Source organism: Allotamlana fucoidanivorans, from assembly GCF_006265225.1.
Taxonomy (GTDB): domain Bacteria; phylum Bacteroidota; class Bacteroidia; order Flavobacteriales; family Flavobacteriaceae; genus Allotamlana; species Allotamlana fucoidanivorans.
This window is the reverse complement of record NZ_VDCS01000013.1, coordinates 20,518-33,938: the sequence shown is the minus strand read 5'-3', so window position 1 is coordinate 33,938 and position 13,421 is coordinate 20,518. Positions and strand designations below refer to the sequence as shown.

13 protein-coding genes are annotated in these 13,421 nt (G+C 34.9%); 9 read left to right on the top strand and 4 right to left on the bottom strand.

Annotated elements, in window-relative coordinates; all coding sequences use genetic code 11:
- Positions 1–59: 59 nt before the first annotated feature.
- The 3 genes from FGF67_RS13650 to FGF67_RS13640 are packed head-to-tail and all read left to right on the top strand — an operon-like array spanning position 60 to position 2,936.
- Positions 60–980 (top strand): dihydrofolate reductase, encoded by a 921-nt coding sequence (locus tag FGF67_RS13650; RefSeq protein ID WP_139698320.1) that lies wholly within the window; start codon positions 60–62, stop codon positions 978–980.
- Positions 964–2,307 (top strand): Kelch repeat-containing protein, encoded by a 1,344-nt coding sequence (locus tag FGF67_RS13645; RefSeq protein WP_139698319.1) that lies wholly within the window; start codon positions 964–966, stop codon positions 2,305–2,307. Before FGF67_RS13650 ends, FGF67_RS13645 begins: the two co-directional genes overlap by 17 nt.
- Before the next feature lie 29 nt (positions 2,308–2,336).
- A complete protein-coding gene (locus FGF67_RS13640) occupies positions 2,337–2,936 on the top strand; it encodes a class I SAM-dependent methyltransferase (protein ID WP_139698318.1) in 600 nt (199 codons plus the stop codon).
- Between the two features lie 18 nt (positions 2,937–2,954).
- On the opposite strand, the gene FGF67_RS13635 is transcribed toward FGF67_RS13640, so the two are convergent.
- Positions 2,955–3,872, bottom strand: a complete 918-nt coding sequence (locus FGF67_RS13635; protein ID WP_139698317.1) for a DUF6268 family outer membrane beta-barrel protein — start codon at positions 3,870–3,872, stop codon at positions 2,955–2,957.
- A 132-nt stretch (positions 3,873–4,004) separates the two neighbouring features.
- Here FGF67_RS13635 and FGF67_RS13630 point away from each other — a divergent pair, with 132 nt between their 5' ends.
- The 3 genes from FGF67_RS13630 (at position 4,005) to lspA (ending at position 7,075) form a co-directional block, all read left to right on the top strand.
- Complete coding sequence (locus tag FGF67_RS13630) at positions 4,005–5,561, top strand: NAD(P)/FAD-dependent oxidoreductase (protein ID WP_139698316.1); 1,557 nt, start codon at positions 4,005–4,007, stop codon at positions 5,559–5,561.
- Positions 5,562–5,669: 108 nt separating this feature from the next.
- Positions 5,670–6,563, top strand: a complete 894-nt coding sequence (gene fabD / locus FGF67_RS13625) for an ACP S-malonyltransferase (protein WP_139698315.1) — start codon at positions 5,670–5,672, stop codon at positions 6,561–6,563.
- Entirely contained in the window at positions 6,563–7,075 is a 513-nt protein-coding gene (gene lspA, locus FGF67_RS13620; RefSeq protein WP_139698314.1) for a signal peptidase II, read from the top strand. Before fabD ends, lspA begins: the two co-directional genes overlap by 1 nt.
- A 57-nt stretch (positions 7,076–7,132) precedes the next feature.
- On the opposite strand, the gene galE is transcribed toward lspA, so the two are convergent.
- Entirely contained in the window at positions 7,133–8,155 is a 1,023-nt protein-coding gene (gene galE / locus FGF67_RS13615) for a UDP-glucose 4-epimerase GalE (RefSeq protein WP_139698313.1), read from the bottom strand.
- Entirely contained in the window at positions 8,148–9,302 is a 1,155-nt protein-coding gene (locus tag FGF67_RS13610; RefSeq protein WP_139698312.1) for a DegT/DnrJ/EryC1/StrS family aminotransferase, read from the bottom strand. Before FGF67_RS13610 ends, galE begins: the two co-directional genes overlap by 8 nt.
- A gap of 234 nt (positions 9,303–9,536) precedes the next feature.
- Between FGF67_RS13610 and FGF67_RS13605 the strand changes: the two genes are divergently transcribed.
- The 3 genes from FGF67_RS13605 (at position 9,537) to FGF67_RS13595 (ending at position 11,478) form a co-directional block, all read left to right on the top strand.
- Positions 9,537–10,772 (top strand): 3-deoxy-D-manno-octulosonic acid transferase, encoded by a 1,236-nt coding sequence (locus tag FGF67_RS13605; protein WP_139698311.1) that lies wholly within the window; start codon positions 9,537–9,539, stop codon positions 10,770–10,772.
- Between the two features lie 83 nt (positions 10,773–10,855).
- A complete protein-coding gene (locus FGF67_RS13600; RefSeq protein WP_139698310.1) occupies positions 10,856–11,104 on the top strand; it encodes a hypothetical protein in 249 nt (82 codons plus the stop codon).
- A 113-nt stretch (positions 11,105–11,217) separates the two neighbouring features.
- On the top strand, positions 11,218–11,478 hold the full coding sequence (locus tag FGF67_RS13595; protein WP_139698309.1) for a hypothetical protein: 261 nt from the start codon (positions 11,218–11,220) through the stop codon (positions 11,476–11,478).
- 390 nt (positions 11,479–11,868) lie between these two features.
- Here the strand turns inward: FGF67_RS13595 and FGF67_RS13585 are convergent, their stop codons facing one another.
- Positions 11,869–13,419, bottom strand: a complete 1,551-nt coding sequence (locus FGF67_RS13585) for a DUF4955 domain-containing protein (protein ID WP_139698307.1) — start codon at positions 13,417–13,419, stop codon at positions 11,869–11,871.
- Positions 13,420–13,421: the final 2 nt, after the last annotated feature.

Genomic DNA, 13,421 nt, shown 5'->3' with positions numbered 1-13,421 from the left:
TTATCAAATGCTATCAAGTCAATAAAAAAATTTAACTTTACAGTCTTTATAAATTGGCTATGTTCGGAAAAAGAAAACACACCCCTCAAATAGATAAAGATCAGTTAGAAATTCTTGAAAATGCACAACGACGCGTAAAACAAAAAAAAAGATTATACCTCCATTTTGTTCTTTTTTTAATTGGAAGTGTATTCCTAATTATAGCCAACACCTTTTTGGGCATTGGTAAAGACATCACATTTTTTGGTAAAGAGTGGTTTGTATTTGCTATTATAATTTGGTTCTTCTTGTTAATCTATCATGTTTTCAACGTTTTTGTCACGCATAAATTTATGGGAAAAGCATGGGAACAAAAACAACTTGAAAAACTAGTTAGCAAACAACAAGAACGCATTGAAAAGCTTAAAGCGAATTTAGTTCAAGAAGAAACCCTAAAACTAGAGCGTGAAGACTTAGCAGAAATCCAACCTAAACCAACTAAGAAAAAATCCGAATTAACCATTATTGTTGCTGCCGCAGAAAACAATGCCATAGGCAAAGGCAACCAGCTTATCTGGCATTTAAGTGATGATTTAAAACGATTTAAAGCCCTAACCAATGCGCATCATATAATTATGGGCAGAAAAACTTTTGAAAGTTTTCCTAAGCCACTTCCTAATAGAACACACGTTGTTATAACAAGACAAGCAGATTATAAAGTTCCCGATGGTGTTATTGTAGTTAATAATTTAGAAGATGCCATTGATGCTAGCCGAAATGATGTACAACCTTTTATAATTGGTGGCGGACAAATTTATGAGCAAGCACTAAACCTAGCTGATAAAATTGAATTAACTAGAGTGCATCATGACTTTGAAGCCGATACCTTTTTCCCTGAGATAGACCATAGTATTTGGAAAGAAACGCAAAACACCTTCCATCAAAAAGATGATAATCATGATTTTGAGTTTTCATTTATAACTTATGAAAGGAAATTGTAAAAACACCATACATAAAGTCAACTTTCAGGTTATCATATGGATTTCTGTTGTATTGGCTACACTGCCTTCCTGCAAATCGCAACAATGTACAGATGGTCATGCACAGTGGATAGATCTCAATGAAGACGAAAACTATACAGCCAGACATGAATGTTCTTTTGTACAAGCTGGAAATGAATTCATTATGTTTGGTGGCAGAGAATCCGCTAAAAAACTAGATATATACAATTTTAACGAAAATACTTGGCGTGCTGCAAGAAATCAAGCACCAAAAGAGTTTAACCACTTTCAAGCCACCTTTTACAAAGGCTTTGTTTGGGTCATTGGAGCATTTAAAACCAATAATTTTCCAAGGGAATTACCCGAAGATCATGTGTGGTTATACCATCCTGTGACAGACACATGGATTCCAGGCCCTAAAATACCTAAAAACCGACGTCGTGGTGGCGCTGGTCTGGCTGTTTACAACAATAAATTTTACTTAATTGGTGGTAATACCATAGGGCATGATGGCGGTTATGTAAATTGGTTTGATGAATATGACCCTGCAAAGAACACCTGGAAAATTTTGGAAGATGCGTCTCAGGCTCGAGATCATTTTAGTGCTGCCATTATTGACAACACCCTTTATGCTGTTGCGGGCAGACATTCTGGTGGTGAAGGTGGTGTTTTTGCCCCTTTAATAAAAGTTGTTGATACTTATAATTTTGACACGAAACAGTGGTCTACCTTACAACACCCCTTGCCAACACCAAGAGCAGCGCCTGGCGTTGCCGTTTTTCAAAATGAATTATTCGTTATGGGTGGAGAAGGTGAAGCAAAAGGGCCTGCCTACAACATTGTAGAAGCATACAATCCTAAAACAAAAAAATGGACTAAAAAACCTGCCATGCACTATGCTAGGCATGGCACACAAGCTATTCAATCTGGTAAAGGCATATATATTGCCGCTGGCTCCCCTAATAGAGGCGGCGGAAGACAACATAACATGGAAGTGTATCATGAAGATTCGGCAGAAGGATCTCCTATTACAGCTTCTCATATTGAAGCGCCAAAATCTATTTCAATCCCAAGGAACGCTTCAAAGACTATAACCATAAAAAATACAGGGGGCAACAGCGCTTCTTTTATCACTAGTGTCAGCATTACTGGAGAACATAGAAAGCATTTTAAATTGCTTAGTCTGCATGATTTTACTTTAGTTGATGCTGAGGCAAGCATTAAAATTGAAGTAGCAAATACAGGTCATTCTTTTGGAGTCACTTCAAAATTAAAAATTATGTATAACGGTATTTCAGAATCTGAGATTAAAATAGTTTGTGAATAATTACTTAACCTTACATTATAATTGATTGAATGCAAGGACTAATTAAAGCCCATACTGTCGATAAATATTTACATCCCGTTCGTTTACAAATTTTAGAACTTATTGAACCCAATACAACAGTTGTAGAGCTTGGGTGCGGAAACGGAGATTTACTTTTTAAACTTTCAAACAAAATAAAGGCTGGAATTGGTATTGACAAATCTGAACAACTCATAAAATACGCCTCGAATCAAATTAAAAAAAAGCAGATTAAAAACCTGGAATTTAGAGCATTTGACATATTACAAAACGCATGTTTAAATTCTAAGACAGACTATACAATAGCCTGTCTTGTTTTTCATATACTTCCTAGAAAAGAAGCCATTGTTTTGCTTAAAAAAATGATAGCTACATCAAAAACAACAATTATTTGTGGGTTTAGCAAACCTGAAAACCTAAAACAAAAAACCTTTCTTTGGTTTGATCAAAGATTTACAAGTCACTATTCTCATTTTTGCAACTTTATGGAGAATGGATTTACAGAAGGACTCTTACATCCTATTGAAAACATAAAATATCAAAAGATTGACACGTTTGACCCTGTTATTAAGATTTATAAAATAACCCAACGTCAACCAAATTCTAAATAGACCTGTTACTAGACCTATTTACTCCTTAAATTTAATCCTATAAACCAATTCAAGTTTAGCAAACATACTGCCATTTATTTTTGAGTTTAGTTGACGGCGCTGGTCTCCAAAATTAAAATCTATTAAACCAAAATCAATTTTACTACCATAGCTATAAACTTCATAGTTATCACTGGCATACCCTAATTTTAGTCGCATTAACGTATTTCTAAATAATCTATTCAACTGTCCATAGCCTGCAAATTCAAGAGAATTTAATTGCACATATTGATTGACTTTATCCTTCTCAAGATTAAAACTTCGTCCAATACCAAAATAACTAAATCCTAAAGCAAACTTACCCAGTGCGTAATTGATATCAGCTGAAATAGGCAAATACATATCCATCTCAAACCTTTTATTTTTACTCAAAGCATACCACCCTAAAATAGGTGTTGTATAAAACCCAAAAGCTTCCGATGAACTATACAATCCAAATCTGTATGATATATTCTTATGCTTTTGATAGGTAAAAACGCAATAGCCACCCAAAAACATATCATTACTGGATATATTATGATAATCTGAAGCTACTTTAGGTAAAAAAACTAAAGCCATCTCCCAAAAATCAGACAACGTCACATTGACACCCAACTTGAGTGTTGTACTATACAAATTAGTAAATGGTGTAGACTCCCCTCCTATTGAAGGAAATAATTGCACCCTATTTTGATTAAAAATAGCGCCTGTTATTAGGGCATAATTTTTATTTAATACTATGGGCAAGGTGAGATTAGCATTAAAAGAAGTTACATGGGTACTTTGGTCAAAATCTTCAAAATTGTTTTTAAAACTTCTGCTATAATCTATTTTTAATACATCAACATATTGCTGCGCAATACACAAATAGGGAGACCAAATAAAAAGGAATACACATATTTTAACACAACGACTCATATCAAGTAAGTTACAGATTTATTCAATACAAATCGGCATAAAAAAAACAAAGAACCCAAAGTGGTATATCTATTTTCATTCAGGACCATTCGTTTTGGTATCCCATATTACAAATTTCCTTAGCTTTGCCACATGGTAAAAGAGATTCAACTTCGTGTATCACTTAAAGAAGCAGAACAGAGTGATATTCTACTTTTAAAATCGTCTTTAAAATTAGACATTGACAGAAGCGAAATTCAGGGTATAAAAATCTTGAGAAAGTCAATTGATGCCCGAAAACCCAAAATCATCTTTAATTACAAAGTTGCTGTTTTTATAAATGAACCCAAACCAAGTTCTTCGGAATATCAATTTGACTACAAAGATGTCTCCAAAGCAAAACCTATTCATATCATTGGCTTTGGTCCTGCCGGCATGTATGCCGCCTTGCGTTGTATTGAACTAGGATTTAAACCTATTGTTTTAGAGCGCGGTAAAAATGTAAAAGATAGAAGACGTGATTTACGCGCCATAAACCAGAACCATTTTGTTAATGAAGATTCAAATTATTGCTTTGGCGAAGGCGGAGCGGGAACTTACAGTGATGGTAAATTATACACAAGAAGTTTAAAGCGTGGTGATGTACGACGTATTTTTGAAAATCTTGTGTACCATGGAGCCACGGATCAAATTTTGGTAGATGCCCACCCCCATATTGGCACAAATAAATTACCTAAAGTAGTTCAAAATATCAGAGAAACTATATTAAAATATGGTGGTGAAGTGCATTTTGAAACACGTGTTACCGATTTTATCATCAAAAACAACTCTATTTCGGCTATTCAACTTCAAAATGGAGAAGAACTAGCGGTACATAAAGTCATTTTAGCTACGGGCCATTCGGCAAGAGATATTTTTTACTTACTACATGAGAAAGAAATTGCCCTTGAGGCAAAGTCATTTGCCATGGGTGTTCGTGTTGAACATCCGCAGCACATTATTGATTCCATTCAATACCATTGTTCTGGTTCTAGACATGAAATGTTACCTGCAGCTTCCTACAGTTTAGTGCAGCAAGTTAATAACCGAGGTGTTTATTCCTTTTGTATGTGCCCTGGCGGATTCATAGTTCCAGCGGCTACGGCTAATGGTGAGGTTGTTGTAAATGGTATGTCGCCTTCAAAACGCAATAATTTATATGCCAATTCAGGCATTGTTGTTGAAATTAACGTAGATTCTGATTTACCTAAATATGAAAAGTTTGGTGTGCTAAAAGGTCTCGAATATCAAAAAAACTTAGAACGCTTAGCTTTTACCGCAGGAGGAAGACGTCAAACCGCACCTGCACAAAGACTTACAGATTTTGTTGAAGGTAAGTTTTCTAATGACCTAAACCCAACCTCTTATCAACCAGGATTAAAATCAGCACCATTACATTCTTTATTACCAAAATTTATTGGTAGTAGGTTGAAAAAAGGTTTTGATGCTTTTGGAAAAAAAATGACAGGCTATTATACCTCTGAGGCCAATATTGTTGGTGTTGAATCTAGAACCTCATCACCTGTGTCTATTCCCAGAACCGAAAAATTGGCGCACCCTCAAATTTTAAACTTATACCCTTGTGGTGAAGGTGGTGGTTATGCTGGAGGTATTGTATCGGCCGCCATGGACGGAGAACGCTGTGCTGAGGCGGCAATTGCAGACATGTAAAACCTATCCTGTTTTAAGCGTAAACGTTGGTTTTTATGGTTTATAAAGTCAAATCAAACATTATTCCTATAAAATAGCTATTTTTGCTGCTCTAAAAAAAGAAATAAAATGAACGCATATATTTTTCCAGGTCAAGGTGCTCAATTTTCAGGAATGGGATTAGACCTCTATGAAAATTCGCCATTAGCACAAGAATTATTTGAAAAAGCCAATTCTATTTTAGGCTTTACTATCACAGATATTATGTTTGAAGGATCGGCTGAAGACTTGAAAGAAACCAAAGTAACACAACCAGCCATTTTTTTACATTCTGTAATTTTAGCAAAAACTATAGGCGCTAGTTTTAAACCTGACATGGTAGCTGGGCACTCATTAGGAGAATTTTCGGCGCTTGTTGCAAATGGTGCTTTAACTTTTGAAGACGGCTTAAAACTTGTATCTCAACGCGCTTTAGCCATGCAAAAAGCTTGCGAGTTACAGCCAAGTACCATGGCTGCTGTTCTTGGACTGGATGATGATATTGTTGAAAAAGTATGTGCCACTACCCCTGGTGTGGTGGTTGCGGCTAATTACAATTGCCCAGGACAGTTAGTTATTTCTGGAGAAATTGAAGCCATAAATAAAGCTTGTGAAACACTCAAAGAAGAAGGCGCTAGAAGAGCATTAGTATTACCCGTTGGAGGAGCTTTCCACTCCCCTTTAATGGAACCTGCCCGCGAAGAGCTAGCAGCTGCTATTGAAAACACGACATTCAGCAAACCAAATTGTCCTATTTACCAAAATGTAACGGCTAGTGCTGTTATTGATGAATCTGCAATAAAAGCGAACTTGATTTCGCAATTAACTGCCCCAGTAAAATGGACTCAATCTGTACAACAAATGGTAGCTGACGGAGCCACCTTATTTACTGAAGTAGGTCCAGGTAAAGTACTACAAGGCTTAGTTAAAAAAATAAACAGAGCTTCTGAAACAGCTTCTGCAACTTTTGAAGCAAACAGCTAATGAAGTTTACCAAACGATCCATATACATATATGCTGTTGTTATTTTAACCATTGCTATTGATCAAATATCAAAAGTGATTGTTAGAGCAAATATTGTTGGCAGAACAGAGACAAATGCGGGAGAACAAATACCTGTAATTGGAGACTACTTTATTCTAATGAATGTTGAAAATACTGGAGCTTTCCTCGGTATGGGTAGTGATTTAAACCCTACTTTAAGAATTATTTTATTACTTATCCTGCCTATTCTAGTGTTAGGTTTAGTTTTAAGACATATTTTAAAAGATAAATCTCTAGACAACTGGTCTTTGTTTGCCTTTTCCAGCATTATAGGAGGAGGTATTGCTAATGTATACGATCGCATTGCTTATGGCTCTGTGACCGACTTTTTATTCATTGATTTAGGTGGTGTATTTAAAACAGGTATTTTTAACCTAGCTGATTTATCAGTAACTACAGGCATGATTATTCTGGTATTTACCAGCTTCAAAAAGAAAAAAACAGAAAATTAAACACAAAAATAGGGAGCTACAAGTAGCTCCCTATTTTTCATATATATGTTATAAATACTATTTAGCTCTAACTTTTTGTTCCCATTTCCAAGCTGAAAGCATAGCTTCATCAAGTGATAATTCTGTTTTCCAACCCAATTCATCATTGGCCTTATTGGTATCTGCATACGCAGAAATAATATCCCCTTCTCTTCTACCAACAATTTTATAATTGAGTTTCTTTCCAGAAACACGCTCAAAAGCTTGAACAACCTCAAGTACAGAACTCCCTTTGCCCGTTCCTAAATTAAAGGTTTCGTAATTGGCCTTGTTTTTATTTTGTAATAATCGTCCTAAAGCCACAACATGTGCTTTAGCTAAATCAACCACATGAATATAGTCTCTAATACAAGTACCATCTGGTGTTGGGTAATCATCTCCAAAAACAGATAATTCTTCACGTAATCCAATAGCCGTTTGGGTAATAAAAGGCACTAAGTTTTGAGGCACTCCAATAGGCAATTCTCCTATTTCCACAGATTCGTGGGCTCCAATAGGATTAAAATATCTAAGCGCAATTGCTTTTAACGTGGGAACCACTTTACAAGTATCTTGAATAATTTCCTCACCTATTTGTTTCGTGTTCCCATAAGGGGACTCTGCTTTCTTTACAGGAGCGTTTTCAGTAATTGGCAATTCATCAGCCTGACCATAAACCGTACACGATGAACTAAATATAAAAGCTGCTGATGGTAATTTTTTAAGTTCTTTAAGAATATAAACTAAGGTACTTATATTATTTTCATAATATAAAAGTGGCTCTTTTACACTCTCACCTACCGCCTTACTTGCAGCAAAATGAATTACCCCTTTTATATCGGCATGTCTTACAAAAAAGTTTTCTACATCAATTTTTTCTTTTAGGTCTATTTGTTCAAAAAGAGGTCTTTTACCTGTAATCGTTTCAATACCATCTAACACTTTGATGGATGAGTTTGATAAATCATCAATGATGACAACTTCGTAACCTTCATTTTGCAATTCTACCACTGTATGAGATCCTATAAACCCAAGACCTCCTGTAACTAATATTTTATCCATTAATATAGCTTGTTATAGTTGTTGTAATAAATTCTATTTGATCGTCGTCTAATTCCGTATGCATTGGTAAGGATATCACTTCTTTAACTAACTGATTCGTTACTTTAAAATCAGCTTCATTATATCGCGTATCGGCGTATGCTTTTTGTTTATGAAGCGGAATAGGGTAATACACACCACACGGAATGCCTTTTTCATTTAAGTGCTTAACTAAAGTATCTCTATCAACACCTTTTACTCTTAAGGTATATTGATGAAACACGTGGCAATCACAATTATCACAAGCCTTGTCGCAACGCTTTGTTCTTACTGGCGTAATAATGCCCTCAACAGATTTCAATACATCATCATACTTACTTGCTGCTATCTGTCTGGCTTTATTGTACTGATCAAGATGTGGTAACTTAGCATCTAACACAGCGGCCTGAATACTATCTAATCTTGAATTAACTCCTACCACATCATGATGATAACGTTCATACATACCATGATTTACAATACCTCTAATAGTATGAGCTAAATCATCATCATTTGTAAATATGGCACCACCATCACCATAGCAGCCCAAGTTTTTTGATGGAAAAAATGAGGTAGCTCCTACATGTCCTATAGTTCCTGCCTTAACTTTAGTTCCATCTTTATATGTATAACTTGCCCCTATAGCCTGTGCATTATCTTCAATTACGTATAGATTATGTGCTTTAGCTATATCCATAATAGCCTCCATATTGGCACATTGCCCAAATAAATGCACTGGAACAATAGCCTTAGTTCTTGGCGTGATAGCTTTTCTTATTGCTTCAATATTGATATTAAAATCGTCTTCATTAACATCAACCAATACTGGGGTTAAATTCAACAGCGCAATAACTTCAACTGTTGCGGCAAAGGTAAAATCCGCAGTAATAACCTCATCACCTGGTTTTAAACCTAAGCCCATCATAGCAATTTGCAAAGCATCTGTACCATTAGCACATGGAATAACATGCTTTACGTTAAGATATTGCTCCAAATTCTTTTGGAATTCATGAACTTTGGGACCATTTATAAATGCTGTATTTTCAATTACTTCTTGAATAGAAGGATTAACGACATCTTTTATATCGTCATACTGACCTTTTAGGTCAACCATTTGAATTTTTTTCATCAAAAAAAGATTATAGTCTGTTCAATTTTAAAAATTATATCGACTAATTTAATAACTTCCTGTTACAGGATTACCAACTACAAATTTACAAAAATCATCTACTGCAACCCAATGAATCTCATTTGATTTAAGCTATAAATAGCATTAGTTAGTAAAAATTAATTATTCCTGAATCATTACAACGTTTGCGTTGATTTTCTTTGAAAGAAATGTATTTTAGCATAAAGAAATAGCGTGAATATCATTTATAATATAGGCATACGAATTTTAGGTTTTTCACTTCAATTCATGGCACACTTTAATGCCAAAATTAAACTAGGAGTTGAAGGCAGAAACAACACCTATACTATTCTAAAAAACACTTTAGAGCCTAATGATAAAACACTATGGTTTCATTGTGCCTCCTTGGGCGAATATGAACAAGGTCTTCCTGTTTTTAAAGTTTTAAGACAACATTATTCCAATCATAAAATTGTACTTTCATTCTTTTCGCCCTCTGGTTATGAAATTAGAAAAAGTACACCCATTGCAGATGTTGTTGTTTACCTCCCTCTAGACACCAAATTAAATGCTAAAACATTCATCGACTTAATAAAACCTGAACTTACCGTATTTGTAAAGTATGATATTTGGCCTAACTATTTAAATCAGTTAAAACAAAATCACTATAGAGCCATACTTATATCTGCTGCCTTAAGAGCAAATCAAGCATATTTTAGATTTTATGGAGCACCATTGCGTAATGCTTTATTTGCATTTGAACATATTTTCACCCAAAATGAAGAATCAAAAACACTTTTAAAATCAATCCATTATAATAATGTAACGGTGTCTGGAGACACGCGATTCGACCGTGTATCTAGCCAATTAAATATCGACAATACCTTGTCATTTATTGAAAATTTTAAAGATGAAAAACTTTGCGTTGTAGCAGGAAGTACTTGGCCTGAAGATGAAGCCTTAATCATTCACTATATAAATAATCACGCTTCTAAAAATATAAAATTCATTATTGCGCCTCATGATATTAAACCTGGCCAAATTTCAAATATTAAACAGGCACTTCATGTTAACTATGCCACCTATTCTAATAGAAATCACCAGAACTTAAAAGACGTACAAGTATTTATTCTGGATACTATAGGAATTCTTTCTAAAACATATACATACGCAGACATTGCCTATGTTGGTGGTGCTATGGGACATACTGGACTTCATAACACTCTAGAACCCGCTGTGTTTGGCATTCCTGTCATTATTGGAAAAAATTACAGTAAATTTCCTGAAGCAGAAGCCTTAATTCATCATGGTGGTATGTTTTCCGTATCAAATAAAGAGCAATTTAACGCCATTCTTTCAGAACTTCTCAACGACACTAAAAGACGGCAAGAAACGGGGTTAAAGAACAGTAACTTTATTAAAAAAAATGAAGGTGCTGTCATCCAAATAACAGACTACTTACGTATATAGTGGTGTTGAAGCAATTTTAGTTGTTTTAGCAAAAGCCATAAATGGCAAAATAATTAAACGAATCAACACCAAAAATGAAACATATGAAAAATTTAGTTTGGAGTACAGCCTTACTTTTAATGTTAGGTTTCGCATTTACATCTTGCAGAGAAAACAAAAAGGGAGATGATGTAAATATTACCATAGAGAAAAAGGTTGAAGCAACACCTGAAGAAGAAGGAACCCTTGAGGAAGCAGGCAAAGCTATTGACAATGCTGTAAAAGAGGTAAAAGAAGCTGGTGAGGCTACAAAAGATGCCGTTAATACTTTAGAAGGCGACAAAAAAGAATAATTTTTAAAAAAACACCGTTGGTGGCTTTTATAATCCTTCCTAAACTATTATGTAGGATTGCTTTTATAACCCAATGAGATAATCAAAATAAATTAACACTAAAAACAAAAACCATGAAAAAACTTGTATTAAGTACCGCATTATTGTTAGCATTAAGTGCATCTTTCGTTTCTTGTAAAGACACCAAAAAAGCAGATTCAGTTGAAGAAGCTATTGAAAATGCAGCAGATAAAGCTGAAGAAGCTGCTGAAGCTGCAGGTGATGCTGTAGATCAAGCTGTGAATGAAGCTGAAGAAGCTATTGATGATGCTGCTGATGCTGTTAAAGAAGCGGCTGATGATACTGCTGAAGCTATAAAAGAAGCTGGTCACTAAAAATTAAATACTAATTTCAATAAAATCGTCTAAAAAGTAATTTTTAGGCGATTTTTTTTCGTAGAATTTGTTTTTTATTAAGCACATTTTTGAGTAAAAAAGCGTAAAGTAAAAAGCTGCTAAGTTGATTTATATCACTAAACAGAATTTTTTAAGATTACATCCATTGTAATAACTTCATTATTAAGGGCTCACTCTTACCTTGCACCAACCCTTTATATGGAGATTCAGACCAAAAACATGCACTATACCTTCTCAATTGATCAGGGAAAATGATAAGAATATTGGGCTTATTGTCCCTATTTACATTTAATGCATTATTTTCTTTATGAACAGATTTACACCCTGACAATAGAATAACGCTATAAAAGACTAATAGACACCAACCTTTTATTGCTTACTCCTTAAATTTTTAATCCACCTTGGAGTTTTTCCCAAACGCATTTTTAATTGCGCCTCAAATAAAGACTCTGGTTTTACGGGTGTTCCTAAACTTTCTAAAACCTGAACCTCATCTTGTTTAAAAGTAGTTCCAGCGCCATGAAACCCAACAATAATTGGAGGCACTATCCTCCAATACCAAGTGTCATGAGCTACAAACCTAAAATGTTCTTCTGCCTCATCTATTTCCTTATAATTCCACAGCACCAAATAACGTCCGTGATTAGGCAAATTAGATCTTGCTCCGCCTGCTCTACCTTGAAAAAATCCGCCTTCTACATTATCCAACAAGGTGCAACGTGGCTGAGACGCATGCGCCTCAAAACAAGTATGTGCTGGGTATTTACTCCTCCAAATAACGGTTCCTGAAGCATATCCATCAACACCAAAAGAGTGATGCATTCCAGCCATATCGTTACAATTGGCGATAAGAATTTCGGTAGATCTTGATGCATGAATAGCACTATGCCCTATAGCGCCTTCAATCTTTACGTTTAAAACTGTACATGCTGCAGAGAAGGAAATACTTGCTGCCCTATTTACATTTTTAAATACGCAGTTTTTTATCCATGAATTAGTAGCTTTTGAGATGGACAATATACTCCATCCACCATCATGTTGCGCTGATTTATGATGAACAAATTCTTTTGTCCAATGACCTTCAAAAGTTAAGTTTTCAAAACCTATATTCTCTATATTAGAGAAACGAAACACTTTCCAGCCGTGTTTAGCTTTTATGTTATAATGCATAGGAGAAACTAAGGTAATCTCATTTCCTTGAACAGAGGCTACTTGATGTTTTTCATTAACCACAACACCTTTAGTAAGCAGAGAAGTCCATGCCTTATCTACCTCTAACGGAGCTATATCTTCATCTACTAAACCTTTATCATTATTAGTTAACTGAATACTTAACCAATCCCCTTCCTTGATTTGAGAGGCATCTTCCACTGTTATATTGAATGTTTCTCGTTTAGAATCAGATAGTATGTTTGATAAAAATTCATCCTGCCCCTTTGAAGTCGCTTTTATAGCATACGGACAGGTCCATAATTTATCTGGATCTTCTGGTGGTAAATCCTTATCAAAAAACAACACCGTATTTTCTTGATCTTCTCCTCTAAATACAATATTTGATGTTGTAATTAAAATACTACTTTGATCATCTTTTTGTGTATTTATGTAATACTTCCCTCTAGGAAAATAAATAACGCCTGAACCATTTTTTATTGCTGCATCAACGGCTAATTTTATAGCATGTTTATCTGATACTTCATCATTTGGCTGAGCACCAAAATCAAGAACATTAAATACCTTATGGTGCACATAAGGAATATCCTCTTCGCTAAATTTATACCCCGCATAAGCGAAATTAGGTAAAATAGCTTCTTTACCATTTTTCTGAGCTTTTTTATACGCTTCCCAGAGGTTACTCTGTTGAGAAAAACTACTATAACAGCTCCATACGCATATTATAGTGAGTAGCAAATACCGTTTCATAC

Coding starts and splice junctions, on each gene's coding strand:
- FGF67_RS13650 (WP_139698320.1), top strand. CDS start 60: ATGTTCGGAAAAAGAAAACACACCCCTCAAATAGATAAAGATCAGTTA.
- FGF67_RS13645 (WP_139698319.1), top strand. CDS start 964: ATGAAAGGAAATTGTAAAAACACCATACATAAAGTCAACTTTCAGGTT.
- FGF67_RS13640 (WP_139698318.1), top strand. CDS start 2,337: ATGCAAGGACTAATTAAAGCCCATACTGTCGATAAATATTTACATCCC.
- FGF67_RS13635 (WP_139698317.1), bottom strand. CDS start 3,872: ATGAGTCGTTGTGTTAAAATATGTGTATTCCTTTTTATTTGGTCTCCC.
- FGF67_RS13630 (WP_139698316.1), top strand. CDS start 4,005: ATGGTAAAAGAGATTCAACTTCGTGTATCACTTAAAGAAGCAGAACAG.
- fabD (WP_139698315.1), top strand. CDS start 5,670: ATGAACGCATATATTTTTCCAGGTCAAGGTGCTCAATTTTCAGGAATG.
- lspA (WP_139698314.1), top strand. CDS start 6,563: ATGAAGTTTACCAAACGATCCATATACATATATGCTGTTGTTATTTTA.
- galE (WP_139698313.1), bottom strand. CDS start 8,155: ATGGATAAAATATTAGTTACAGGAGGTCTTGGGTTTATAGGATCTCAT.
- FGF67_RS13610 (WP_139698312.1), bottom strand. CDS start 9,302: ATGAAAAAAATTCAAATGGTTGACCTAAAAGGTCAGTATGACGATATA.
- FGF67_RS13600 (WP_139698310.1), top strand. CDS start 10,856: ATGAAAAATTTAGTTTGGAGTACAGCCTTACTTTTAATGTTAGGTTTC.
- FGF67_RS13595 (WP_139698309.1), top strand. CDS start 11,218: ATGAAAAAACTTGTATTAAGTACCGCATTATTGTTAGCATTAAGTGCA.
- FGF67_RS13585 (WP_139698307.1), bottom strand. CDS start 13,419: ATGAAACGGTATTTGCTACTCACTATAATATGCGTATGGAGCTGTTAT.